Here is a 25636-nt window from a genome sequence, read left to right on the forward strand (position 1 = left end):
AGTAGGAATGGCGAACATCACTGTAATTATATTAACAAAAAATGAAGAAAAAAATATAAAAGCAAGCATAAAGTCAGCAAAGCAAATTGCGGATCGCATTATTATAGTAGATTCAGGAAGTGATGATAATACAGTTGATATCGCAAAAAAACTGGGGACAGAAACTTACTATCATGAATGGTGTGGACATGCAAATCAATTTAATTGGGCATTAGATCATTGTAATATTCAAACAGAATGGGTGTTTCGTTTAGATGCAGATGAAAGGATATCTCATGAACTTGCAGAGGAAATAGAACAACAAGTGAAACATTCCGAAGGAATAGATGGGTATGAAATGCGTTGGAGAGTTTATTTTATGGGAAGATGGATTCGACATGGTGGGACACATAAACCATATTTTCTGCGAATGTTTCGATATGGAAAAGGCCGTGTAGAGAATAAATTGATGGATGAGCATATTCTGGTTGATGGAAAGGTAGAAAAATTATCAGGAGATTTAATCCATTATGATTATAAGGGATTGGATGCATGGCTCAATAAACATATCTGGTATAGTCAATTGGAATTGAAGATGTATGAAACACAACGAGAGGATACTGGTGGAAATGTAATACAGAAAAAGAAACGAGGGTTTTATTATAAATTACCCATGTTTTTGAGAGCAAGAGTTTACTATTGGTATCGTTATTATGGACAATTGGGATTTTTGGATGGAAAAGAAGGGAAGATATACATTTATCTTCAAGCATATTGGTATCGATTTATAGTAGATGCGAAATTATATGAGATTGAACATACAAGGGAGTCAAAATGAGAAAAATACTAATTTTGGCGGGAAGGTATTTACCAGGATATAAAGATGGAGGACCGCTAAGGACATTAATTAATTTAACTGACGCATTAGGTGATGAATATGAGTTTTATATCGCATGTTTTGACCGGGATCAAGGAGAGACGCAACCTTATACCGATATTGAACGAGATACTTGGAATAAAGTTGGAAAAGCAAAGGTATGGTATGTTCAACCAGGTGGTTTTACTAAAAAATTGCTTCTTAATCTGGCGGAAGATAAAGATATTATATATTTGACGAGTTTTTATGCAGAATATGGATATAAAACACTATTATTAAAAAAAGAGAAAAAAATCCAAAGCCCTGTAGTAATCGCATCTATGGGAGTTTTCTCAAAGGAAGCCTTAGCCCAAAAATCATTAAAAAAGAATGTGTTTATTGCGGGATGTAAGATGTTGCATTTATTCAATCAGACTACGTGGTCTGTAACATCAGAGTTAGAAGCAGAAGATGTAAAAAGAGTAATGGGAGAGAAAAGTAAATATATTGTAGCAGAGGATCTCCCAAGAACTCAGGTGCCTGGAAGAACAAAAAAATGGGAAAAGACAATAAAAATTTGTTTTCTTTCAAGAATTTGTGAACATAAGGGATTAGACATCCTTATAGATGCGCTCTTACAGATTCAAGGATACAATATAGAATTTTCGATTTTTGGACCGATTCAAGAGAAAGAATATTGGAATACTTGTGAGGAAAAATTAAAACAAATAGAAATATCATGGACATATAAAGGGGATGTGCCTTCAGAAGAAGTACAGAGTGTGCTGTCTACTCAGGATATTCTTGTCCTTCCAACCAAAAGTGAAAATTATGGACATGTAGTATTTGAAGCATTATCAGTAGGCTGCATCCCAATTATCAGTGATAGAACACCATGGAGTTTAGTGGAATCCTGGAACGCTGGATATGTTGTATCGAGAACCCAAGAAGCTTTTTCAAGAGCCTTGACAGAATATCTGAGTATGAGTATTGAGGATAAAAACGAAATGGTAGACCATGCTGTAGAGTTAGCGAAATATAAAGTGGAACAATCAAAAATGAAGACAGGGTATCGTGAAATTTTTGAGTTAAGAGGAAATTGATGAAGAAATTAATTATTATTTATTATCATGATATTGTAGAAAATGGCAAAGGATATAGTTATCAAAAGGTAGAAAAAGAGCATTTTGAAAATCAAATGAAATATTTAAAAGAACATGGATATCAAACAATATTGTTTGAAGATATGGAAAAATTTTTACCGGAAAAAGCTGTTCTAGTTACATTTGATGATGGATTTCAGTCGGTATATAAAAATGCAGTGCCAATTATGCAGAAATATAACATTAAAGGGAATATATTTCTTCCGACTAAATACATAGAAGAGCAGAATCCTCATTTTATGACTTGGAAAATGTTAAAAGGATTATGTGAGACAGGGCAGTTTTCTGTAGCGGCACATACGCATGATCATGTAGATATACGTACTTTAGATGATGCATCTATGAAAAGACAAATAAGAAAAAGTGAAGAATTATTAGAAACAAGATTAAATGTATATGTAAATAGCTTTTGCATGCCATATGGGAAATATGATAAAAAGAGCATAAAACTATTAAAGAAAAATGGGAACTATAAATTTGTCTTTGCATCTTTTTATGGACATGCTGGAGAAAAGAACTTAAGAAATAAATTACTGCCAAGAATAGGAATATCAAATGAAGATTCTTTGGATATTTTTGAAAAGAAGCTTCAAGGCAAAATGAATTGGAAGGGACCAATCCAAAAATTAAGACTTAAAATAGCAAATTTAAAAGGAGAAAGAATCAAACAATATGATATTGAATGATTAATATGAGTGTATGAAAGTATTATATATTTCAGGAATGTATCCAACTCCGGATTATCCGCAGAAAGGTATTTTTTGTCATGAACAGGTGAAAGCATTGAAACAAATAGGAGTAGATGTGGATGTAGTAGTACCAATGACAATTTATGATAAGGAATATAAAAAAAGAACGTGGAATTATGAAGGTGTTGAAATCCAATATATTCGTTTTTTCAAATTTCCTGGTGTGAAAAGATATGAACAAATTGGAAGATCATTGTATGTATCATTATTGCTTTCAGGAATTAATTTTAGAAAATATGATATAATCCATGCTGATGCACCATTGCCAGCAGGTGATGCAGCGTTAAGGTTATCAAACAAATATGGTATTCCTTTTATAGTTCATGGACATGGTTTAGATGTTTTTTTTGATGAGAGTTATAAAGATGCGCCAAATTGTCAAAGAATTGTAGAAGTTTGCAAGAAAGTATATAAACAGGCGGAGGCAGTGATAGGTGTAAGCCAAAAGGTGTTGGATTGTATACAAAAACGTATTGATATTCGGGAAAAGGGGAAAGTAGTTTATAATGGTGTAGACATAGATAAATTCTATCCAACAGATAAAAAAAGCGAAGAGAAATACATTCTTGCTACAGGAAACTTAATAGCATTAAAAGGTCATGATGATACAATAAAAGCTTTTGCGGAATTAAAGAAAGCAGGAATCGTGGATATTCGATTAAAGATTGCAGGAAGAGGTCCACTAGAGAAAGAATTAAAAGAATTAACAAAAAAATTGGGCATTATAGAATCGGTTGATTTTTTGGGATATGTGTCCTATGAAAAAGTCGCGGAATTAATGAGAAACGCATTTTTATTTTGTTTGCCATCGTGGTATGAAGCCTTGGGATGTGTCTACTTGGAAGCAATGGCAAGCGGGGTGCCAACTATAGGTTGCTATGACAATGGAATAGATGAAATTATAAAAGATAGTGTTAATGGATATTTAGTTCATGGAAGGAGTCATCATGAGATTTATGATAAGATGATGTTATTGTTAGAAGGAAATAATTATTCTATTATATCGGAAAATGCTAGAAGAACTATTGAAGATCACTATACATGGTCAGATTCTGCAAGAAGGTTAAAACATATTTATACACATGTGATGAGGAATATTCATGGAAATTAGAGTAATAGATCAAGAGGAAAAATTTTGTGATTTAAAAGAAAATTGGGGTACAATTATTAATAATATGAAAGTAAAGTCTCCATTTCAAACGTGGGATTGGAATTATAACTGGTGGTATTTAGTAGAGAATAGAGAATGTGAATTGTTAATTTTGGAGGCTTTTGAAGGAAAAGATGTGTTTGGATTTGCGCCATTAGTGATAAAAAACAAATCTATTGAATTTATAGGCGACAAACATTTTGACTATGGAGCTTTTATATGTGCGGAAAGAAAAAGAGAAATAATTCAATTGTTTTTTAAGCATGTTTGTGACTTGGCAAAGAAAAGAAGTTTAGATATAGTTTTAAAATGTTTGCCGGAAAAAGGTGATCAGTTAGGGATTATTAGAGAAATTATCGAAGATATTCCTCATTCCCTAGTGAGAAAACAGGTTGATACAGCTAATCTTAATTTAGAAGAATATCAAAATTTTGAAGGATACCTTAAAGCTATCAGCAGCAGTCTTCGGAAAAAAGCCATAAAGCCTTGTTTAAAAGCTGATATAGAATTTCAGATAGAAATGTATAATGATGATTTATGGAATGATATTGCTGATATTTATGATGATAGACAGAGTGATAGAATAGGAGTGTCTACATTGGAGTGGGCAAGGCCTATTGTAAAAACGTTAAATCAAGCAGGATTACTAAACATTAGTACATTAAAGTATGAGGGAAATAGGGTATCTTTTTTGATTTTCTTTGAGTTTAGTGGTAATGATTATATTTGGTTGACTGCATTTAAGAAAATTGGAAAATTCCAATTAGGTCACTATGTCAGATATTGTCTTATAGAACGAGCATATAAAAAAAATGTTGTTGTAGTTGATATGATGCGTGGTGCATATGATTACAAAAAACAATGGGATTGTAATGTTTCAAGTAATTATGAGGTGATTGTTTTTTCATCATGGTGGAAAAAAATGAAATATACAAGTTATCAAAAAGGAAGAAAATTTATAAGAAATTTAGTTTATAATAATGAGTTTTTATATAAATTTTATAAGCAGCATAGCAAATAAGGGGAAAAAATGAACGTACTAATTTTATTTGTAGAAGTTACATCTTATAATATAGCGCGCATAAGAAATGTCTACGAAAAGTGTGAAGCTATTTCGTGTGATTATGTATATTGTACTGAAAGCATTAGTGGGCATCGAACAAATGATAAATTGCCATTTAATGCAAAGGTTTTATCCGGTAGTATAATGTGCAAATTGAAACAATTGATATCAATACTTTTACATAAAAAGTATGACTTTATTGAGATTAATGGATATTCAGATGCTATTAGATTTTTTTTGATACAATATGCAAAGTGTAAGAAAATTCCATATGCAATAGAAACCGACACACAACTGCATATACCAGATAATTATATAAAAAGAACAATAAAAAATATTTATTTAAAATATATATTTCATGGCAAATATGCTTATGGATTTTCAGGCGGTACACGACAAAAGAAATTGTTTGAATATTATGGAATGAGAAGAAATAATATATATATTTTGCCAATGACAGTAGATTTGGATCAATTTTTATCAATTGCTAGACAGCATGATAAAAAATTTTATAAAGAAAAACATGGATTTAAGGATAAGAGGGTAGTTCTGTATATAGGAAGATTTGAAGATGTTAAAAATATCTCGTTGTTATTATCTGCAGTTAGTAGAATCAGTCAGAAATATAGTGATGTATGTTGTTTATTAATTGGAAAAGGAACGCTTAAATCTAAATTGGAAAAACAATGTAAAGAATGCCATATAGAAAATGTGTATTTTCAAGATTATAAATTAATGCCAGAATTAGCAGAGTACTATTGTTTAGCAGATGTATTTGTCCTTCCATCAAAATTTGAACAATGGGGACTAGTTGTAAATGAAGCGCTAGCATGTTATACACCTGTTATTGCAAGTGATAAAGTAGGAGCAGTTGACGATTTGATTCAAAAAAATACAAATGGAGATGTGTTTGAATCAGGAAATATCCAACAGTTAGAACAAAAATTAGAATATTGGTTAAATAATAGCTCAAACGAAAAAGACTTTAGTATTAATGAAAGATGGAATCATAAAGTTTATAGAGAACGTTGGATAAAAATTTTACAGGGGGTGCAAGAATGATAACTGGGAAAAAAGGGATTGCTTACAAATTCCATTATATTTTTCTTGTACTAATTTTTATCTCATTGGATTCTACATTTAACCTTCCCTATGCGCATTTATTGAGGTGGGTATATCCAATTATTCTTTTAGCTTTTATTTCAAAAGAAATGGGGAAAATAGCATATCCCAAAGGTGCATTATGGCCAGCTGTTGCAGCCATGTTTTTAATTGCTTCAGTATATAGTATCAATATCAAATATTCACTTGGAAGAGTAATTTCTTATTTAATTATGACATGTTTTTTTTATATGTTTTATAAACGTCAGCGATACAATAATACGCTTATAAATATTCCCTGGTATTTGGGGAAGATGTTTGTCATTTATGAGATTGCTAATTTTTTTGCAACCGTTATAGGAAATTCAGTTCGGGCAACAGGAATAACAGGGAATGCTAATTCATTGGGGTTATGGTCTAATATTGCATTTGTTTTTTCTGTTTATTATTTAAAAATCGAAAAAACTTTTAATAGGAAGGTTTTATATAGTATAACGGCAATAATGTCAGTATATACGGCAATTGCATCTGGTTCAAGAACATACACATTGTGTATTTTGTTAAATATTGCAGTATTTTTTATTTTGATATTCCAAAGCAAGATAAAATATCTTGTGATATTACCGATTGTTCTATTTGCGAGTATCAATATACCATCTATCATGAATTTATTGTATCAATTGCCAGGATTTCAGCGCTTAATTGAAGAGGGGAGTAGCAGAGGAGCAATTTGGGAAGCTGGAATTTCTCTATGGATGAAAAAACCATTATTTGGATGGGGATATGGAGTAAATCAGGAATTAAATTCGATAAAATATTTAGGTAATATTCCGGGATATGGAGATTATGGATTTGCATTTCATAACTCATATTTGTCTACTATTATTGAAATTGGGATAATTGGATTGGTTATTGTTTTGTTACATTATGTAGTTATTATCTGTAACGGTATCAAGGTATATAGAAAAACAAAACATATTACAGTTTTTATTGTTATTTGGATATGTATTAATATGCTGATATGTTTTATTGGTGGTTCAGCAATGACATCATTAGGCAGTACGGAAGGCTTTGTATTTTGGGGGTTACTTATGTGGCTTTATGAATATGATAATGATATTGATATATAGATTGAAATCACAGGAAAGGTGAGGTTGCTTCTGTTATTTCGTGAAATGTTGTCATTTGATTTATGAAATATTAATAGATAAAGTATAAATAGTTGTTTTAATGAGTAAAGAAGGCAAAGATCTTAACTTATTGATGAAATTAACAATATAATTTTGTATGATTTTTGAATTTACTTATTTATGGTTGAGAAATTATGTTTTACATTTAGGATATGAAAAATACTTTATTGTTAAGGAGATATAGATGGAAAATAAAAAAAATTTGCAATGGGGAATTATTCTTTCATATATAACGATGTTTGCTGGAATAATAGTATCTATTACTTATACACCATTTTTACTTCGTTCATTGGGCACACAGCAATATGGGTTGTATAATATGGGACAAGCCGCAGTTAGCTATTTAGGTCTAACAGAATTTGGATTTGGCAATGCAGTTATAAGATATTCATCAAAATACAGGGCAGAAGGAAATGAAAAGAAAGCAGAGTCTGTTTATGGATTGTTTTTGTATATTTATTCTCTATTAGCAATTATTATAGTGATTATAGGGGGAGTACTATGCCTTTTTTGTGATCAATTTTACACTGTAAGTACAGGAAGTGAAGGATATAAACAACTTCGTATTATTATTATTATTATGGTTGTAAATCTTGCATTAACCTTTACCATGACACCATATAGTTCGATTATTACTTCTTATGAAAGATTTTCTTTTATTAAGATTACAAATTTAATTTATACAATATTGAAACCCGTAGTAATGATCCCGTTGCTTCTTTGGGGATATAAAGCGATTGCTTTATCAATAGTAACATTAGTGTTGCAGCAATTTCTTAATTTAGCAAATGTAATTTATGTAAAAAAAGTATTACATATTAATATAAATCTAAAACGAAAAGAAATGAATTTTGATATTTTAAAAGAAGTTCTTAGCTATTCTTTTTTTGTTTTTTTGGGATCTATAGTAAGTCAATTAAATAATAATACAGATAATGTGATACTTGGAATTATTTCTGGAGAAGAGGCAGTTGCAGTTTATTCAGTTGCATATTTGTTAAATACATATATTCAGCAAGTGCCAGGGACAATTTCAAGTGTATTCTTTCCAAGGGTGACATCAAAAATTGTAAAAGGTGAGAGCATGCAAGAAATGACAAATATGCTTATTAAAATTGGGCGTATTCAGTGCTATTTTGTAATGTTGTTAATTAGTGGGTTTATATTGTTTGGGAGAGAGTTTATCGCTTTGTGGGCTGGAAAAGATTATAGTATAGCGTATGCAATAGTTTTAGTTCTAATTATTCCAGCGGCAATACCTAATATGCAAAGTATAGGTGTATTAATTATGCAAGCAATGAACAAGCACCAATTTAGAGCAATATTGTATCTTATATGTGCAATTTTGAATGTTTGCATGAGTATACCTGCAGGAATAAAATATGGACCTTTAGGATGTGCAGCATGTACAGGAATTACAACATTTTTGACAAGCGGAATGATTTTGAATTGGTATTATAAGTCAAAGATCGGTTTAAATATAAAACAATATTGGAAAAGCATAGGTGGACAATGTATAAAGACTATTCCGATTTTGTTGGTGGGAATTGTATTTAATTATTATATTACGGATTATAATTGGGTAAGCTTTTTTATGAAAGTAATATGCTTTTCATTATGCTATATTATATATATATATTTAGTAACAATGAACCATTTTGAGAGAAATTTTATAAAAGAAATTTTTGCTAAGATTAGAATAAGGTAAAGAGGAACTATTATGAATATAGTGAAAAGTATAAATAGCAGATTAAATGGGATCAAACAAGATTTTAAGAGTAGATATTGGGAATATGGCAATTATTTTAAAGATCAAGTAGTATGGGAGCAATCAATTCTATTTGAATCATTTGGTGGTTTAAATTTTCAAGGAAATCCATATTACATCTTTAAAGAAATTTTTTTGAATAATAAATATAAAAAGTATGATTTATATATTTCACACCAGTGTCCAGAAAAATTAAAAGAATATCTTAACAATATTAAATTATATGATAACAGAGTAAAAGTTATTAAAATACATTCAGACGAATATAGAAGAGTTTTATCACATTGTAAGTATTTAGTTAATAATGTATCTTTTAATATGAATTTCATAAAAAAAACAGAACAAGTTTATTTGAATACATGGCATGGGACGCCGTTAAAATGTTTAGGAAGAAATATACAAAATGATCCATTTGAATGCAATAATGCTCAAAGAAATTTTTTACTATGTGATTATTTGCTTGCACCGAACAAACTAACTAGAAATGTTTATGAAAATGATTATATGGTTAGAGGAATTATGCATGGGCAAATAAAGGAGCAAGGATATCCAAGAAATTCCATATTTTTTGATCAAAATAAAAGACAATCAATTAAGAAAAGATATGGATTGGAAGGAAAAATTTCTATTTTTTATATGCCAACTTGGAGAGGAACTGCCAATGGTATTGATGATGTAGATCAAGTTAGTGAAATGGAGAGACTGGCAAAAGAACTGGGTGAAACGTATAAAGTATTTGTGAAATTTCATCCTGCCATGCAAAAAGAAGGAGCTAAATTTAAATATTGTTTAAATATGCCAGATAATATAGAAGTGTATGAATTCCTAAATGGTATGGATATATTGATTACGGACTATTCTAGTGTGTTTTTTGATTTTGCAAATTCAGATCAAAAAATTATTTTATACCAATATGATCAAGAACAATATTATAAAAGTAGGGGAATGTATAGTGAGGTTGCAAATCAATTGCCATTTCCAATTGCATTTACATATGAAGAATTAAAGCAATATATAAAAACGGAAGAGAGTACTATTTATACAGAATTTAAGAAACAATTTTGTCCATTTGATTCTTTGAAATCCACAGAAGAAGCTATACAGTTGTTAATGAATTTTCCGGAGCAAGCAATAGGAAGAATGCCTGTAGATTTATATATTATTGATTTTTTAACTACAGATGAAATGCTTTTAAAGATGGCTGAAAAAATAAAAAATAAAAACTTCCGATTTGTATTTATACCTAAGCGTAGTAATAAAAGATTCAGTAATATTACCTGCTTTGATAAAATTAATTATTTGATATTATATCCAAATAGTAAACTTACTATAAAAGAACGGATTATCTACTTATTTAGTGCTTTAGTTAATACAAAAAAGCATTTATATTATATGAAAAGGGAACAAAAAAGATTATGGGGTGCAACAGATATTGGTCATATTTATTCAAAGACAACACATGTACCTATAGCAGTAAAGGCTCAACGAGAAGAGTGGCCTAATTATTTATAAAAAGAAAGAGAGTGTGTAAAATAAATTATGAAGCGTGTAATTACATATGGAACTTTTGACTTACTCCATTATGGACATATTAATTTACTTAAAAGGGCAAAAGAATATGGAGATTATCTTATAGTTGCTTTATCAACAGACGAATTTAATTGGGATGAAAAAAGAAAAAAATGTTATTTTACATATGAACAAAGAAAAAAGCTTTTAGAGGCTGTTAGATATGTAGACTTGGTGATTCCAGAAGAGAACTGGGAACAAAAAATTTTAGATGTTAAAAAATATGATGTAGATACATTTGTGATTGGGAATGATTGGGAAGGAAAATTTGATTTTTTGAAGGACTTATGTAATGTTGTATATTTACCGAGGACACCTGAAATTTCCAGTACACAGATTAAAGAAGAACTAAAGAAAAAAGGTAAATAAAATTAATATGAATAAAAAAATTAAAATTTTTTTAGGCGGCTATGTGAATTTCCCTAATGCACAAAATGTGAATTGTGATAATATTGCAAGATATTTGGATAAAGAAAAATTTGAAGTGCATACGATGTACACAAATAAAAAGGCAATCGATAAAAAGGTATATAAGGATCAAGATATACATTTACATAAATTAATTCATCATCGTTTCATATGGTATTGGAGTAAATATCTAACAATGCTTTTGGGAAATTACGATGTTTATTATTTACCTAAAGTGGAGAAAACGGACAAAAGGTTTTCTCAAAAACATAAAAATAAAATATGTATATCATCTGTTGAGGGAGTAATCACTGAGAGCACTAACAACACGGAACAATTTAAAGATTATTATATAAAAGATATGACAAGTTTTTTTTCAATTAGTAACTGTATTGCTGATAGTGTAAAAAAATATTGGGGGATTCAAAGTGAAGTAATTCCTCTTGGTACGATACCGATTGGAAAAAAAGTAGATGAAAAAAACAAATTAAAGAATATTATTTGGGTGGGAAATGTGAAGGCAAATAAGCGTCCACAATATCTGGTGAATATTGCTAAAACATTTTCAAATCTTCAATTTAAAATGATTGGAGATGGAGATATGTTGGAAGATATGAAGAAGATCTGTATGAGTGAAAATATAAATAATCTTAGATTTTATGGACGCATTCCTAATAGTCAGGTGTATCAAGAAATGGAAGAATGCGATTTGTTACTTATGACATCGGAGTATGAAGGATTGCCTAAAGTTATTCAAGAAGCAGCTCAAATGAGACTTCCGAGTATTTATATTAATGAAAATTATAATGTGGATTTTATAACTGATGGAATTAATGGTTTTGCAGTATCTGATTTAGAAACAATGCAGGAGAAGATTCAATTTTTATTAGATGATCCAACAACATATCAGAAAATGTCTAAAGCTGCTTATGAAAGTATTCAGCCATATACATGGGGAAATGTGATTAAGCAATATGAAAAATATTTTGAGAAAATATATGAAAAATCTCAAAAAATGGGAGTATTATAGTAATTGGAGCACGGATTGTAGGAAATATTACGGTAGCAGATACAGGGGGAATAGGTGCGAATTTTGTTGTGACAAAGAGTGTTGAGGAGCAAGGAATTACAGTTGTAGGTGTTCCAGCAAAAAATAGTAATGTTGATTCGAAAGACTATATTTAATAATAAGTACCGAGTGAGGATGTATGGGATTAGAAAAGCTATATGATTTTGAAAAAAAATATTCTTTTTTATATGAAATAGAATGGAATGGTGTGCCAGTTTATACATGTTTTCGTGATTCAGTATCTTTGATATTATCAGGAGAAGCAAATAATAATGAAGCAGAATATCAGGTGGAAAAAGGGAAAATTTATCTGCGACGTATTTGGGATAGTTTTTGGAAAATTAGAAAGTTAAAAAAAGCAAAGACATTAATTTTTACATCAACTATGTTTCGTAGAGATTATGGGAGAAATTTGGCAGCAGAGTACTTAATGGATAAATATCCAGATGGGGTGGTGTTTGAATGGCCATCGAGAACAGACTTATATGATATAGCTTATTTTCAAGATGACAGAAAAGATAGATATTGTCCCTTAGATTTTTATATATTACTATATAAATTTTATGGGAAATTACATAGAAAGGAAGCTGTTAAATTGGAGAATGACTGCAGAGAGCAGTTAAAACATTTTTTTGCAAGGGCTAAAGAGCCAGAAAATTCTTATGAAAAAAAAGTTATTTCATTATTACTTCGTGAAATGCCGGTATCTTATGCATCGACTGCAATTTCTCAAAGAGTATTTGCGAAACTCTTTAAGAACTATGATAATATACAATATGCTATTGATTTCTGGGGGAGTGCCAGAGAAAATATTATTCCAATTCTTTCAGGGCAATTTGAAGCAATAGAATTACAACATGGAATTATTACAGCATTTCATCCAGGATATATATATCCTTCTGATGCGAATAAAAAGTGCAAACGATTTTTTGATAGAACAATGCTTCTTTATGGCGAAGCAACAAAAAAACTTTTGATGGAAAAATCAGTGTTTACTGAAGAACAAATAGAGGTAATAGGAAATCCGAGAATTCTGAAGTATAAGCAGGAATTTGGGGAAAATAACGAAAAGCGGCAGTATATTTTATTTACATCGCAGCCATTTGAGCAGGATGTGAAAGGGGCAACTTACTATAGTGAGATGATCCCTTTTTTGCAGAGCATTCAAAAACAGTTGGAGACAGATGATAAATGGAGAAAATATCAATTAGTTATTAAATTACATCCGAGAGAAAACAATGGGATAAAAAATAGATATAAAGAAAGTATTCCTGAATGTGAAGTTTTTGATAACACCACACCATTATATGAGTTGTTAGGAAAAAGTTTTTTACATTTGACTGCGAATTCTACAACGCTATATGAAGCTGCACTTTTTGATACACCGACAGTTTTATTACCTTATCAAGGATATAAACCAGAAGAAATTTTTGGTTTCGATGTAAAAATAACTAATGATATATTGCCAAATGAATTGGTTGATACAGAAAAATATAGAGAATATTTATTTTATTTGAAGGATCAAACATTGAAGTACATGTAAGATGTCAAATTGAAAAGAGGAGTAAAGATGGAGAAATTAATACTGATTGGAGCGGGTGGATATGCAAAATCAGTAATAGATTCGATTGATTATTTTAATTATGAGTTGGTTGGATTTGTTGATGAATATACAAATGAGAATAGACATTTGGATATACCAATTTTAGCAGCCAGTATTGATGAATTAAAAAATCCTGAGAAATATGTTTATTTTATTGCTATCGGAAATAATAAAAATAGAAAAAGATGGTATGACACATTAAAAAAGAGAAAGTTGCGTTTAATTAATGTGGTAGACAGATCTGCAATAGTTTCATCAAAAGCAACCTTAGGGACAGGGTGTTTTATTGGAAAGTTTGCTGTGGTAAATAGTAAAGCTGTAGTTGGAAATGATTGTATTATAAACACAAGAGCTCTTGTTGAGCATGGATGTTTAGTTTCAGATCATGTGAATTTATCAACGAACACTGTAATTAATGGTGATGTCGAGGTTGGGACAGGAAGCTTTATAGGTAGCAGTTCGGTGACAATCGGACAACTAAAAATCGGAGAGTGGTCAACTGTTGGTGCAGGTGCAGTAGTTATTGAAGATGTGGAGAATGGTGTAACCGTGGCAGGGGTTCCAGCAAAAGTAATTAATAAAGGAGCAATGTTAGGATGAAACATGTATTTATTGTAGCGGAAATTGGTTGTAATCATAACGGGAGTAAAGAATTAGCAAAAAGAATGGTAGAATCAGCAAAAGATTGTGGTGTGGATGCTGTTAAATTCCAAACTTTTAAGGCAAAGGACTTGATATCTTGTTATGCACCAAAAGCAGAATACCAGAAAATTACAACTGGAACCTCAGATTCACAGTTAGAAATGACTGCAAAATTAGAATTGTCTCATGAAGACTTTTTAGAATTAAAGGCTTATGCGGAAGAAATAGGTTTAGAAGTATTTTCTACTCCGTTTGATATTGGATCAGTCGAATTTTTAGATTCTATTGGACAAAATTTATGGAAAATACCTTCTGGAGAGATTACAAATTTGCCGTATTTGAATCGAATAGGAGCTATTAAGAGGGAAGGAAAAAAAGTTATGCTTTCTTCTGGTATGGCAACTATAGAGGAAATAGAAAATTGTATTGAGATTTTAGTAAATGCAGGAACAAAAGAATGTGATATCATTCTTCTTCATTGCAATACGGAGTATCCTACACCAGATAAAGATGTGAATATATTAGCAATTAATGATTTAAAGAAGCATTTTCCAAATGTTAAAATTGGATTTTCAGATCATTCGGTTGGATATACAGCTGCAATTGGAGCCGCTGTTTTAGGAATTGATTTAATAGAGAAACATTTCACATTGGACAAGAATTACGAAGGACCAGATCATAAGGCGTCAGCAACACCGAATGAATTGAAAGAATTAGTTCAGAATGTTCGAAGAGTTGAAGTGATGGCGGGAAGTGATAAAAAAATTGTGACAGATTCTGAAAGAAAGAATAAAATCGTAGCAAGAAAGTCTATTGTAGCATTGAAGAAAATATCGGTGGGTGAAATTTTTACGGAAGATAATATTACATGTAAAAGACCTGGAAATGGAATTAGTCCATTATATTGGTATGAGGTATTAGGCAAAGTTGCAGAACGAGATTTTAATGAAGATGAGTTGATCACAGTTTCCGGATTTGAGTGGCAGGAGTGTTAAAAAGTAAGGCATGGTCTGCATTTGTCCAGAAGAAGGACATAGCATACTTCAAGATATTTGAAAAGGAGATTATTTAATCATGAAGAAAATTGCAATTATTCCGGCTCGTTCCGGCTCGAAAGGATTGAAAGATAAAAATATAATTGATTTATGTGGGAAGCCGTTAATTGCATATTCAATAGAAGCAGCGCTTAAAAGTAAAGTTTTCAATAAAGTGATTGTTTCAACAGATTCTAAAAAATATGGAGAAATAGCGGAGCAATATGGTGCGGAGGTATTATATAGGGGAGAGGCATTATCTAATGATAAAGCAACATCTTATATGGTAATAGCTGACGTGTTAAGTAAAGTAGAAATAGTGGACTATTTTGTATTGTTACAGCCTACTTCCCCGATGAGAGATGAATTACATATAAAAAAGGCTTGTGAAATGTTTGAAGAGTGTATGCAGGAATATGATTTCCTTGTTTCAGTAAAGGAGGCTGAGCATTCTTCGGTTCTCGTGAGACCAATTGAACAGGATGGAAGTTTAAAATATTTTGATACTGATTTTTCAAATTACCGGAGGCAGGCATATAAAGAATATTCCCCAAATGGTGCAATTTTCATTGGTAAACCCAAGGAATATTTAAACCACAAACATTTTTTTGGCGCTAGAAGTATGGCGTATATCATGAATACATTTGATTCAATTGATATTGATACTTCTTTGGACTATGAATTTGCAAATTTATGTATGAAGAAGAAATTACAGGAGAAAGTCTTATGAAAAAAATAGCTTTTGTAACAGGATCAAGAGCAGATTATGGAATTGTACGTCGATACCTTGATCTATTAAATAAAGATGACGATATTGATTTGAAAATATTGGTTACTGGTGCACTTCTTAGTGAAACATATGGTAATCAAGTTAAACTAATTTATGAAGATGGATTTGACATTGCAGCAGAAATCAAAGTGGATTTAGATTCATCATCAAATAAAATGATCCTTCACACTATGGCACAGACAATGGAAGGATTTGCAGACCATTTTGCAACAAATAGATATGATTTACTTATTATTTTAGGAGATAGATATGAAATGCTGTCAGTAGCAACAGCTGCAGCAATGCAACAACTTCCTATTTTACATATTCATGGAGGAGAAGCTACATACGGTAACTATGATGAATTTATTCGTCATGCAATAACAAAAATGAGTTTATATCATTTTACAGCCACTGAAGAATATAGAAAAAGAGTTATTCAGCTTGGAGAACAGCCGGATAAGGTATTTTATTTAGGTGCGCTTGGAGCAGAGAATTGTTTATATATGGATGAAAAAAATGTGCCTGATTTTGTGAAATGTTTACCAGAGAGAAAATATTTTGTGATACTATTCCATCCGGAAACACTTACTAATAGAAGCACTTTGGAGCAGATAAAAGAACTTTTATGTGCGATTTCTAAATTTAAAGACTATCAATTTGTATTTCTTGGAACAAATGCAGACACTCATTCTGACATAATTAGAAATACCATTAAATTATTTGTTGAAGAAAATGATAATACATTGTATTTTGAAAACCTTCATCCAGATGCATACCATTATTTATTAAAAAAAGGAATTTGTTTAATAGGAAATTCTTCTTCTGGAATAATTGAAGCACCAAGTTTAGGAATTTATACGATTAATATTGGAGACAGACAGAATGGGAGAGTACGTGGAAATAGCGTAATTGATATTAAATGTGAGTCTACTGATATAGGAGAGGCAATAGAAAATGTACTATCGTATAATACAAACATAGAAAAGATAGTTAATCCTTATTATCAAAAAGATACAGCTTGTCATTATTATACAAAAACCAAAGAATTGTTATCTGGACTTGAAAGTGATATAAGCGAACCAAAAAGATTTTATGATATATAGTTGATTTTGGGTGTATGTATGGCATATTAGCATTGGCAAAAGTGGTTTAGATAATTACTTATTTTTAGGAGAAAAGATATTATGAGTGTATTTAAAGATAAAACATTGATGATCACAGGTGGAACAGGTTCTTTCGGAAATGCTGTTCTCAATGGATTTTTAGAAACCGATATCAAAGAAATCCGTATTTTCTCACGTGATGAGAAAAAGCAGGATGATATGAGACATGAATTTCAGGCAAAAATGCCGGAAGCATCAAATAAAATTAAGTTCTTTATTGGGGATGTTCGTGACTTGGCCTCTGTAAAGAATGCAATGCACGGGGTAGATTATATCTTCCATGCAGCAGCTTTAAAACAGGTTCCATCTTGTGAGTTCTTCCCGATTGAAGCAGTAAAGACAAATGTTCTTGGTACAGAAAATGTATTGACTGCAGCAATCGAAGAAGGTGTAAAATCTGTAATCTGTCTTTCTACAGATAAAGCAGCGTACCCTGTCAATGCAATGGGAACAAGTAAGGCAATGATGGAAAAAGTCATTGTAGCCAAATCAAGAACAGTAGATCCGGAAAAAACAAAAATCTGCTGTACTCGTTACGGAAATGTTATGTGCTCCCGTGGATCTGTAATTCCTCTTTGGATCGAACAGATTAAAGCAGGAAATCCAATCACAATTACAGAACCTTCTATGACCAGATTTATTATGAGCTTAGAAGAAGCAGTAGACTTAGTGTTATTTGCTTTTGAAAATGGGACAAGCGGAGATATTTTAGTACAGAAAGCTCCGGCATGTACGATTGAGGTGTTAGCAAAGGCAGTAACAGAATTGTTTGCACCGGGACATGAAATTAAAGTGATCGGTATTCGTCATGGTGAAAAAATGTACGAGACATTACTTACAAATGAAGAATGTGCTAATGCGATTGATATGGGTGAGTTCTACCGTGTGCCATGTGATAAGAGAGACTTGAATTACGATAAGTATTTCAAAGAAGGTGATGTGGAGAGAAACATATTAACAGAATTCAATTCCAGCAACACAGAATTACTGGATGTGGAGCAAGTAAAAGAGAAGTTGTTGACACTGCAGTATATCAGAGATGAATTAGCGGAGTGGGAGAATCGATAATGAACATTCTTATAACAGGAGCAAAAGGCTTTGTTGGAAAAAACCTTGCAGCCAACTTATATTGCATCAAAGATGGTAAAAACAGAACACGAGATCTTACAATCGAAGAGATCTTTGAATATGATATTGATACAGATGAATCTCTGTTAGATACATATTGTGAGAAAGCAGACTTTGTTTTCAATCTTGCGGGGGTGAACCGGCCAAAAGAGCAGTCTGAATTTATGGATGGAAATCTTGGATTTGCATCGAAATTGTTGGACACATTGAAAAAGTATCACAATACCTGTCCGGTGATGCTTTCCAGTTCCATTCAGGCAACGCTGATCGGACGCTATGGACAGTCTGATTATGGAAAGAGCAAGCTGGCAGGAGAAGAGTTATTTTTCGAATATGGCAAAGAGTGCGGAGCAAAAGTGCTGGTGTACCGTTTCCCGAACCTTTTTGGAAAATGGTGCAGACCGAATTACAACAGTGCAGTTGCTACATTCTGCAATAACATCGCAAACAATCTTCCGATTCAGGTGAATGACAGAGCGACAGAATTAGAACTTCTCTATATTGATGATCTGGTGGAAGAGATGTTGGATGCTTTGGAAGGAAAAGAACATCACTGTGAATATCAGGAGCTGGATCCGGTGGCAGATGAATCCGGAAAGTACGGTTATGTGCCGACAACCCACAAGGCAACACTGGGAGAAATTGTAGATTTACTGGAAATGTTCAAAAATCAGCCGAAATCTCTCCTTATGCCGGAAATTCCAAATAATTCTTTTGCAAAGAAATTATATTCGACATATTTGTCCTATCTGCCAAAAGAGGAAGTCAGCTTCCCTCTTAAGATGAATGTGGATGACAGAGGAAGTTTTACAGAGCTGTTGAAAACAGCAAATTGCGGACAGTTTTCTGTGAATATTTCGAAGCCGGGAATTACAAAAGGAGAACATTGGCACAACAGCAAATGGGAATTCTTTATTGTAGTATCTGGACATGGATTGATCCAGGAGCGAAAGATTGGTACAGATGAAGTGATTGAATTTGAAGTGTCAGGAGAGAAGATTGAGGCAATCCATATGCTTCCGGGCTATACGCACAATATTATCAATCTGTCAGAAATAGAAAACCTTGTAACAGTGATGTGGGCAAACGAACAGTTTGATCCGAATCATCCGGATACATTTTTTGAAAGGGTGAAAAATTGATGAGATTGATTATTTTAGGAGCAGGTGGATACGGAAAGACAGTTGCGGACATTGCAAGGCAGTCCGGGAAATATGAGCAGATTTATTTTCTGGATGACGGTCAGGAAAAGTCAGATCTGATATTAGGGACATGTGCAGAGTTTCTGAAATTTGCCGATGGGAATACAGAGATGTATCCGGCATTTGGAAATAATGAAATGCGCCTGGATTGGATGGAAAAGTTATCTGATGCACAGATTGTACTTCCGCGATTGATACATGCCACAGCTTATGTAAGTCCAACTGCAGAAGTGGAAGCCGGGACAGTTGTATTGCCGCTTGCGATCATAAACACAGATTGTCGGATCCAATCGGGCTGTATTATCAATTGTGGTTCGATTGTAGACCATGGATGTGTGATCGAAGAAGGCGTACATATTTCTCCGGGGACTGTGATCAAGGCAGAAAATCGGATTCCAAGAGCAACAAAAATTGAGGCGGGCGAAGTGGTTCCATTGCGAGCATACCCGCTGTGAGGGAGAATAGAATGAAAACAGAAGTGACATTTAAGAATAATGGGAAACTGAAATTATTGATCATTGTAGGGACTCGTCCGGAGATTATCCGCCTGGCAGCAGTGATCAAAAAGTGTCGGAACTATTTTGATACCATTCTGGCGCATACCGGACAGAACTATGACTACAACTTAAACGGTGTATTTTTCCATGATCTGGAGTTGGATGATCCGGATGTGTATCTGAATGCAGTGGGTGCAGATCTCGGAGAGACCATGGGAAATATTATTTCCGAATCTTATAAATTGATGGCAGAGATAAAACCGGACGCAGTACTGGTTCTGGGTGATACGAACAGTTGTCTGAGCGTGATCGGGGCAAAGCGTCTTCATATTCCGATTTTCCATATGGAAGCAGGAAACCGTTGTAAAGATGAGTGTCTTCCGGAAGAGACAAACCGCCGTATTGTAGACATTATTTCAGATGTAAATATGGCATATTCAGAACATGCCCGCCGTTATCTTGCGGACTGCGGATTGCCGAAAGAACGTACTTATGTGACAGGCTCTCCAATGGCAGAAGTGCTGCATGATAATCTGGAAAAAATCGAAGCATCCGATGTACATGCCCGTTTGGGATTGGAAAAGGGAAAATATATCTTGCTCTCTGCACATCGTGAAGAGAATATTGATACAGAGAAGAACTTCTTATCTCTCTTTGAGGCAATCAACAAGATTGCAGAGAAGTACGATATGCCGATCTTATATTCCTGTCACCCAAGAAGCAGAAAGAGACTGGAAGCATCCGGTTTTCAGCTGGATAAACGTGTCATTCAGCATGAACCGTTAGGATTCCACGATTATAACTGCCTGCAGATGAATGCATTTGCCGTAGTATCAGACAGCGGAACACTGCCGGAAGAAAGCAGTTTCTTTACATCCGTAGGTCATCCGTTCCCTGCGGTTTGCATCCGTACTTCCACAGAAAGGCCGGAAGCGCTGGATAAAGGCTGCTTTGTACTTGCCGGAATCGACAGCAATTCACTGGTACAGGCTGTGGAGACAGCAGTAGCGATGAATGAAAATGGAGATTATGGAATCCCGGTACCTGATTATGTAGAAGAAAATGTGTCTACAAAAGTTGTGAAGATCATTCAAAGCTATACAGGAGTCGTGAATAAAATGGTGTGGAGAAAGTTTTAAGAGTGTGAAAAACTGTTCACTATATAAGGAGAATCATCGATATGCAAGAATACTCAAGAATTCTGATTGAAGAATTGAGAGAAGCACTTCAGGATTTGGATGATTTTTTGTTTGGATACTAAGTCACTTATCCGGAGGAGCGTCTTATCAAAGCTAAGAAAAGTGTATTGACTTCATAACCGGGTTTGCTATAATCATCTTATAGAATTCCTCTGCCAATGGAGGAATAAAATGGGAAGAACAAAACGATTAAAGGAACTCACGATCAAAGATAATTTTATGTTCGGCGCAGTGATGATGGACGAAGATAATTGCAAAGGTCTTTTAGAAAGAGTGTTGGAGATACAGATCGATCGAGTGGATGTCAGCAAAGAAAAAAGCATAGTGTATCATCCGGAGTATAAAGGTGTTCGCCTGGATGTGTATGCAAAAGATGAGAAGCAGACGCGTTATAACGTGGAAATGCAGGTGGAGAGAAAGCCGGCACTTGGAAAGAGAAGCCGTTATTATCAGAGTCAGATGGACATGGAGATGTTGCTGACCGGAGAAGATTATACGGAACTTCCGAATACCTATGTTATTTTTATCTGTGATTTTGATCCATTTGGAAAAGACCAGTATCGCTATACCTTTCGGACAACGTGTCAGGAATCTGAAAATGTGGATTTGGAAGATGGGCGAACCACTGTGTTTTTAAATACCCGTGGAAAGAACGAAAGTGAAGTTCCGGGAGAATTGGTCACATTTCTGCAGTACATGAAAGAGGATCTTGAGGGAAGCGAAAAGGAGTTTCACGACCCATATGTGGAGCAGTTACAGAAGTTTATCCGCAACGTTAAGGGAAGTCGGGAGATGGAGGAACGCTTTATGATTTTTGAAGAGATGCTGAAAGAAGAACGGGCTGCCGGATTTGCAAAAGGGCGTGCTGAAGGAGTTGCAGAGGGGCGAATTTCTGAGAGTAAGGATACGTTACTCTTATTTTTGCAGAATCTTGGAACGGTTCCTAAAGTACTTTCGGATCAAATTGAAGAACAAGGTGATTTGGATGTACTGAAAGAGTGGATCAGGATGGCATTCCAATCGAAATCTGTGGAAGAATTTGCAAAGAAGATAAAATAAGAATCTACATCGGAGAATATCCGATCTAATATCATCAGCCGTGGCTGTTCTGGCCGGGGCTGATGATAAAAAGGAACAAGTCAATGCCGTTTCGGGCAGATATTCAAAGAAGAGCAGAGGAATTCTATATTTTGTAGTTTGATGATTAGCATAAATATATGGTATCTGTTATAATGAGAGTTAGAAAGTGTGGAAATACTGAAAGGAAGGAATCGGTTTTAGAGGACGAAAGGGGATGATATGCCATGGGCATTTATTTAAATCCAGGAGCAGCAGGGTTTAAAATGTCTTTAAATTCCGAAATATTTGTTGATAAAAGCGAACTGTTAGATGTGACAAATCGCTATGTGAATACACAACAGAGGTTTATGTGTGTCAGTCGTCCGAGGCGTTTTGGAAAGTCAATGGCAGCAGATATGCTGGCAGCCTATTATGATTGCGGGGATGATACAGAGGAATTATTTGAAGGACTTTCCATCAGTCAGTGTAAGTCTTACCGAAAACATTTGAATCAGTATGATGTGCTGAAGATTAATATGCAGGAATTTTTAAGCAGATCAGATGATGTGGAAGGGATGCTTACATTAATGCAAAGAAGAATTCTGTCTGATTTAAAGCAGAAATATCCGGAATATGTACGGGAGGAGGATCTTGTCTTTGCAATGCAGGATGTGTATTCTCACACAAAACGTTCTTTTGTAATCTTGATTGATGAATGGGATTGTTTGTTTCGTGAGTATCAGCAGGATCAGAAAGCCCAGAAAAAGTATCTGGATTTTTTGCGTGCGTGGCTGAAAGATCAGGATAATGTAGCATTTGCTTATATGACGGGGATTTTGCCAATTAAGAAATATGGTTCCCATTCGGCATTGAATATGTTTACGGAATATTCTATGACAGAACCGGGGGAGCTGGCTGCGTATTTTGGTTTTACAGAAAATGAAGTAAAAAATCTTTGCATGGAATATGGAATGGATTTTGAAGAAGCAAAGGCGTGGTATGACGGGTATGGTTTGATTACGCACAAACAGGACAGAGATATTTGCTATTCTATGTACAGTCCAAAATCTGTTGTGGAAGCAATGCTTCGCCACAAATTCGGAACTTATTGGAATCAGACAGAAACTTATGAGGCGTTAAAAGTTTATATTCAGATGAATATGGATGGTTTGAAAGATGCGATAGTCGGGATGCTGGCAGGAGAGAGTATTCGGATTAATACGGGAACATTCAGTAATGATATGACTACTTTTGCTACCAGAGATGATATTCTGACTTTATTGGTGCATTTAGGATATTTGACTTATGATGGAATCTTAGAATCAGTGAGTATTCCAAACAAAGAGGTTTCCAAGGAATATGTGAATGCTATTAGTACCATGGATTGGAAGGATGAATTTGAACGTAATATCATAAAAGAGCGAGGAGAGGGACATATGAAAAGTTTATTGATTCTCGGAGCAGGTGGCTTCGGGCAGATGGTGAAGGAAACAGCGATCCAGCTGGGGTATGAGGAGATCGTATTTCTTGACGATGCGGCGTTTGGAAAGGACGTAGTTGGAAAGTGCTGCGACTATACGGCCAAGTATGGAGAATACAAGATGGCAGTGGCGGCATTTGGGAATAATCATACGAGATTATTCTGGACAGACAAATTGCTGGAGGCAGGATATGATGTGCCATCGATTGTGCATCCGTCTGCAATTGTGAGTCCAAGTGCGGTTTTGGGACCTGGATGTTTTATTATGCAGCGCGCGGTAGTGAATACGCATACCCATGTGGATCGGGCGGCGCTTGTCAACAGCGGAGCAGTTGTGGATCATGATTCGGTGGTATGCGCCGGAGCGCATGTGGGGCTTGGAAGTGTGGTAAAAGCAAACTGTACGATCGAGCAGGAGAAGAAGGTAGAGGCAGGAGAAGTCATTTTCTCTACCAGGAGAAAGATCGAAGGTGTGGACAGCAGAGCGCTTGAGGATGCACTGTATGCATTTGGATTCGGTCCCCAGTGCAGTTATGTAAAACCGTTTGGGGAAGGGCACATCAATGAGACGTACGCAGTATATATGCCGATGGAAGACGGCACAGAGAAGCCATTATACGTACTGCAGAGAATCAATATCAATGTGTTCAAAGAGCCTGGTAAGGTAATGGAGAATATTTTCGGAGTGACAGAGTTTCTACGGGATGTGATCCGTCGGGAAGGCGGAGATCCGGATCGTGAGACACTGGCCTACATCAAGACGAAGAGCGGGGAGACATATTTTGAGGATGATGAAGGTCAGCCATGGCGCTGTGCGAATTTTATCGCCAATTCTGTGTGCTATCAGATGGTGGAGCGTCCGGAGCAGTTTTACCAGTCAGCCAGAAGCTTTGGTCATTTTTTGAAGCAGCTGGGTGAGTATCCGGCAGAGAGTCTTTATGAGACGATCCCGAATTTCCACGACACGGTAAAACGATTTGAAGCGTTTGCACAGGCCGTAGAGCGAGATGTGAAGAACCGCGCCCGTCTGTGCCGTTCGGAGATTGAATTTGCACTGGCGAGAGAAAAAGACTGCGGAGCTCTGATGAGCAGGATGGAAGCAGGTGTTCTGCCGCTGCGTGTGACACACAATGATACAAAACTGAATAATATTTTATTTGACGCAGAGTCCGGAAAGGGATTGTGTATTATTGATCTGGATACGATCATGCCGGGACTGGCAGCCAATGATTTTGGAGATTCGATCCGTTTTGGCGCATCTACGGCGGAAGAAGATGAACGTGATCTGGACAAGGTCCATTTTGATATCAATCTGTATGAACTGTATGTGAAAGGGTATCTGGAGATGGCAAGAGATGTCCTGACACCGGAGGAGTTAGAGAGTCTTCCGTGGGGTGCAAGACTGATGACATTCGAATGCGGAATCCGGTTCCTCATGGATTTTCTGCAGGGAGATACGTATTTCAAGACCGCATATCCGGAGCACAATCTGGTCCGTGCCCGTACACAGTTCAGACTGGTGCAGGAGATGGAAGATCAGTTTGATGAAATGTGTCGGATTGTGAGAGAGTGTTAAAGGGAATCGTCATGATATTCTTTTTTTGAGGCGCGTACGAGTCTGCAGTATAGTATAATTTCAATTGCGATAATAAGAAGTAAGGCAATGCCGCCTGTGATAAGTCGTTCCATATAAGACCTTTCTGCGTTGGGATATGATTATAATATATTCGGAAATTACGCTTTTATGTATGATAATGGAAATTTTTTCTGGAAATTTTTTCTGGAAATTTGT

Annotated in this window: 22 protein-coding genes; all 22 read left to right on the forward strand. The window is 34.3% G+C overall.

Translation table 11 applies throughout. The annotated features are described in order from the left end of the window. Positions 1-7 precede the first annotated feature (7 nt). The 22 genes from FXV78_RS06550 (at position 8) to FXV78_RS18510 (ending at position 25420) form a co-directional block, all read left to right on the forward strand. Positions 8-817 carry a glycosyltransferase family 2 protein gene (locus FXV78_RS06550; RefSeq protein ID WP_004842827.1) on the forward strand — a complete coding sequence of 270 codons (810 nt, stop codon included), beginning with the start codon at positions 8-10 and terminating at the stop codon, positions 815-817. Beyond that, complete coding sequence (locus FXV78_RS06555; protein WP_004842826.1) at positions 814-1938, forward strand: glycosyltransferase; 1125 nt, start codon at positions 814-816, stop codon at positions 1936-1938. The genes FXV78_RS06550 and FXV78_RS06555 overlap by 4 nt, the downstream gene beginning before the upstream one ends. Continuing rightward, positions 1938-2684 carry a polysaccharide deacetylase family protein gene (locus FXV78_RS06560; RefSeq protein ID WP_004842825.1) on the forward strand — a complete coding sequence of 249 codons (747 nt, stop codon included), beginning with the start codon at positions 1938-1940 and terminating at the stop codon, positions 2682-2684. The genes FXV78_RS06555 and FXV78_RS06560 overlap by 1 nt, the downstream gene beginning before the upstream one ends. Positions 2685-2697: 13 nt before the next feature. After that, entirely contained in the window at positions 2698-3858 is a 1161-nt protein-coding gene (locus FXV78_RS06565; protein ID WP_004842824.1) for a glycosyltransferase, read from the forward strand. Further along, positions 3848-4918 carry a GNAT family N-acetyltransferase gene (locus FXV78_RS06570; protein WP_004842823.1) on the forward strand — a complete coding sequence of 357 codons (1071 nt, stop codon included), beginning with the start codon at positions 3848-3850 and terminating at the stop codon, positions 4916-4918. Before FXV78_RS06565 ends, FXV78_RS06570 begins: the two co-directional genes overlap by 11 nt. A 9-nt stretch (positions 4919-4927) precedes the next feature. Further along, on the forward strand, positions 4928-6022 hold the full coding sequence (locus FXV78_RS06575; RefSeq protein ID WP_004842822.1) for a glycosyltransferase family 4 protein: 1095 nt from the start codon (positions 4928-4930) through the stop codon (positions 6020-6022). Next, positions 6019-7191, forward strand: a complete 1173-nt coding sequence (locus FXV78_RS06580) for an O-antigen ligase family protein (protein WP_004842821.1) — start codon at positions 6019-6021, stop codon at positions 7189-7191. Before FXV78_RS06575 ends, FXV78_RS06580 begins: the two co-directional genes overlap by 4 nt. Before the next feature lie 244 nt (positions 7192-7435). Then, positions 7436-8959 carry a lipopolysaccharide biosynthesis protein gene (locus tag FXV78_RS06585; protein ID WP_004842820.1) on the forward strand — a complete coding sequence of 508 codons (1524 nt, stop codon included), beginning with the start codon at positions 7436-7438 and terminating at the stop codon, positions 8957-8959. Between the two features lie 12 nt (positions 8960-8971). Next, positions 8972-10531, forward strand: a complete 1560-nt coding sequence (locus FXV78_RS06590) for a CDP-glycerol glycerophosphotransferase family protein (protein ID WP_004842819.1) — start codon at positions 8972-8974, stop codon at positions 10529-10531. Between the two features lie 27 nt (positions 10532-10558). Next, the gene (gene tagD / locus FXV78_RS06595; protein ID WP_004842818.1) at positions 10559-10957 is read left to right on the forward strand and encodes a glycerol-3-phosphate cytidylyltransferase; all 399 of its coding nucleotides are present in this window, start codon (positions 10559-10561) and stop codon (positions 10955-10957) included. A 7-nt stretch (positions 10958-10964) separates the two neighbouring features. After that, the gene (locus FXV78_RS06600; RefSeq protein WP_004842817.1) at positions 10965-12026 is read left to right on the forward strand and encodes a glycosyltransferase family 4 protein; all 1062 of its coding nucleotides are present in this window, start codon (positions 10965-10967) and stop codon (positions 12024-12026) included. A gap of 178 nt (positions 12027-12204) precedes the next feature. Continuing rightward, the gene (locus tag FXV78_RS06605) at positions 12205-13608 is read left to right on the forward strand and encodes a glycosyltransferase family protein (protein WP_004842816.1); all 1404 of its coding nucleotides are present in this window, start codon (positions 12205-12207) and stop codon (positions 13606-13608) included. 27 nt (positions 13609-13635) lie between these two features. Further along, positions 13636-14268 carry an acetyltransferase gene (locus FXV78_RS06610; protein WP_004842815.1) on the forward strand — a complete coding sequence of 211 codons (633 nt, stop codon included), beginning with the start codon at positions 13636-13638 and terminating at the stop codon, positions 14266-14268. Next, on the forward strand, positions 14265-15305 hold the full coding sequence (gene neuB, locus FXV78_RS06615) for an N-acetylneuraminate synthase (protein WP_004842814.1): 1041 nt from the start codon (positions 14265-14267) through the stop codon (positions 15303-15305). Before FXV78_RS06610 ends, neuB begins: the two co-directional genes overlap by 4 nt. Before the next feature lie 79 nt (positions 15306-15384). Further along, positions 15385-16074 carry an acylneuraminate cytidylyltransferase family protein gene (locus FXV78_RS06620; protein WP_004842813.1) on the forward strand — a complete coding sequence of 230 codons (690 nt, stop codon included), beginning with the start codon at positions 15385-15387 and terminating at the stop codon, positions 16072-16074. Then, on the forward strand, positions 16071-17219 hold the full coding sequence (neuC, locus tag FXV78_RS06625; RefSeq protein ID WP_039959661.1) for a UDP-N-acetylglucosamine 2-epimerase: 1149 nt from the start codon (positions 16071-16073) through the stop codon (positions 17217-17219). Before FXV78_RS06620 ends, neuC begins: the two co-directional genes overlap by 4 nt. An 81-nt stretch (positions 17220-17300) precedes the next feature. Continuing rightward, complete coding sequence (locus FXV78_RS06630) at positions 17301-18347, forward strand: nucleoside-diphosphate sugar epimerase/dehydratase (RefSeq protein WP_004842811.1); 1047 nt, start codon at positions 17301-17303, stop codon at positions 18345-18347. Beyond that, the gene (locus FXV78_RS06635) at positions 18347-19549 is read left to right on the forward strand and encodes a capsular polysaccharide biosynthesis protein CapF (RefSeq protein ID WP_004842810.1); all 1203 of its coding nucleotides are present in this window, start codon (positions 18347-18349) and stop codon (positions 19547-19549) included. Before FXV78_RS06630 ends, FXV78_RS06635 begins: the two co-directional genes overlap by 1 nt. After that, positions 19549-20064, forward strand: a complete 516-nt coding sequence (locus FXV78_RS06640; protein WP_004842809.1) for an acetyltransferase — start codon at positions 19549-19551, stop codon at positions 20062-20064. The genes FXV78_RS06635 and FXV78_RS06640 overlap by 1 nt, the downstream gene beginning before the upstream one ends. Before the next feature lie 11 nt (positions 20065-20075). Then, positions 20076-21245 (forward strand): non-hydrolyzing UDP-N-acetylglucosamine 2-epimerase, encoded by a 1170-nt coding sequence (gene wecB / locus FXV78_RS06645; protein ID WP_039959660.1) that lies wholly within the window; start codon positions 20076-20078, stop codon positions 21243-21245. A gap of 231 nt (positions 21246-21476) precedes the next feature. Continuing rightward, positions 21477-22364, forward strand: a complete 888-nt coding sequence (locus FXV78_RS06650; RefSeq protein ID WP_004842807.1) for an Rpn family recombination-promoting nuclease/putative transposase — start codon at positions 21477-21479, stop codon at positions 22362-22364. 245 nt (positions 22365-22609) lie between these two features. After that, positions 22610-25420 (forward strand): AAA family ATPase, encoded by a 2811-nt coding sequence (locus FXV78_RS18510; RefSeq protein ID WP_004842806.1) that lies wholly within the window; start codon positions 22610-22612, stop codon positions 25418-25420. The last annotated feature ends 216 nt before the right edge of the window (positions 25421-25636 follow it).

Origin of the sequence: Mediterraneibacter gnavus ATCC 29149 (genome assembly GCF_008121495.1) — a bacterium.
Classification (GTDB): domain Bacteria; phylum Bacillota; class Clostridia; order Lachnospirales; family Lachnospiraceae; genus Mediterraneibacter; species Mediterraneibacter gnavus.

What these genes read in the sequence shown, in the direction of transcription:
- neuC (WP_039959661.1), top strand. Translation starts at nt 16,071, where the DNA reads ATGAAAAAAATAGCTTTTGTAACAGGATCAAGAGCAGATTATGGAATT.
- FXV78_RS06605 (WP_004842816.1), top strand. Translation starts at nt 12,205, where the DNA reads ATGGGATTAGAAAAGCTATATGATTTTGAAAAAAAATATTCTTTTTTA.
- FXV78_RS06585 (WP_004842820.1), top strand. Translation starts at nt 7,436, where the DNA reads ATGGAAAATAAAAAAAATTTGCAATGGGGAATTATTCTTTCATATATA.
- FXV78_RS06590 (WP_004842819.1), top strand. Translation starts at nt 8,972, where the DNA reads ATGAATATAGTGAAAAGTATAAATAGCAGATTAAATGGGATCAAACAA.
- FXV78_RS06620 (WP_004842813.1), top strand. Translation starts at nt 15,385, where the DNA reads ATGAAGAAAATTGCAATTATTCCGGCTCGTTCCGGCTCGAAAGGATTG.
- FXV78_RS06640 (WP_004842809.1), top strand. Translation starts at nt 19,549, where the DNA reads ATGAGATTGATTATTTTAGGAGCAGGTGGATACGGAAAGACAGTTGCG.
- FXV78_RS06575 (WP_004842822.1), top strand. Translation starts at nt 4,928, where the DNA reads ATGAACGTACTAATTTTATTTGTAGAAGTTACATCTTATAATATAGCG.
- FXV78_RS06550 (WP_004842827.1), top strand. Translation starts at nt 8, where the DNA reads ATGGCGAACATCACTGTAATTATATTAACAAAAAATGAAGAAAAAAAT.
- FXV78_RS06600 (WP_004842817.1), top strand. Translation starts at nt 10,965, where the DNA reads ATGAATAAAAAAATTAAAATTTTTTTAGGCGGCTATGTGAATTTCCCT.
- tagD (WP_004842818.1), top strand. Translation starts at nt 10,559, where the DNA reads ATGAAGCGTGTAATTACATATGGAACTTTTGACTTACTCCATTATGGA.
- neuB (WP_004842814.1), top strand. Translation starts at nt 14,265, where the DNA reads ATGAAACATGTATTTATTGTAGCGGAAATTGGTTGTAATCATAACGGG.
- FXV78_RS06560 (WP_004842825.1), top strand. Translation starts at nt 1,938, where the DNA reads ATGAAGAAATTAATTATTATTTATTATCATGATATTGTAGAAAATGGC.
- FXV78_RS06650 (WP_004842807.1), top strand. Translation starts at nt 21,477, where the DNA reads ATGGGAAGAACAAAACGATTAAAGGAACTCACGATCAAAGATAATTTT.
- FXV78_RS06635 (WP_004842810.1), top strand. Translation starts at nt 18,347, where the DNA reads ATGAACATTCTTATAACAGGAGCAAAAGGCTTTGTTGGAAAAAACCTT.
- FXV78_RS06570 (WP_004842823.1), top strand. Translation starts at nt 3,848, where the DNA reads ATGGAAATTAGAGTAATAGATCAAGAGGAAAAATTTTGTGATTTAAAA.
- FXV78_RS06580 (WP_004842821.1), top strand. Translation starts at nt 6,019, where the DNA reads ATGATAACTGGGAAAAAAGGGATTGCTTACAAATTCCATTATATTTTT.
- FXV78_RS06555 (WP_004842826.1), top strand. Translation starts at nt 814, where the DNA reads ATGAGAAAAATACTAATTTTGGCGGGAAGGTATTTACCAGGATATAAA.
- FXV78_RS06610 (WP_004842815.1), top strand. Translation starts at nt 13,636, where the DNA reads ATGGAGAAATTAATACTGATTGGAGCGGGTGGATATGCAAAATCAGTA.
- FXV78_RS06565 (WP_004842824.1), top strand. Translation starts at nt 2,698, where the DNA reads ATGAAAGTATTATATATTTCAGGAATGTATCCAACTCCGGATTATCCG.
- wecB (WP_039959660.1), top strand. Translation starts at nt 20,076, where the DNA reads ATGAAAACAGAAGTGACATTTAAGAATAATGGGAAACTGAAATTATTG.
- FXV78_RS18510 (WP_004842806.1), top strand. Translation starts at nt 22,610, where the DNA reads ATGGGCATTTATTTAAATCCAGGAGCAGCAGGGTTTAAAATGTCTTTA.
- FXV78_RS06630 (WP_004842811.1), top strand. Translation starts at nt 17,301, where the DNA reads ATGAGTGTATTTAAAGATAAAACATTGATGATCACAGGTGGAACAGGT.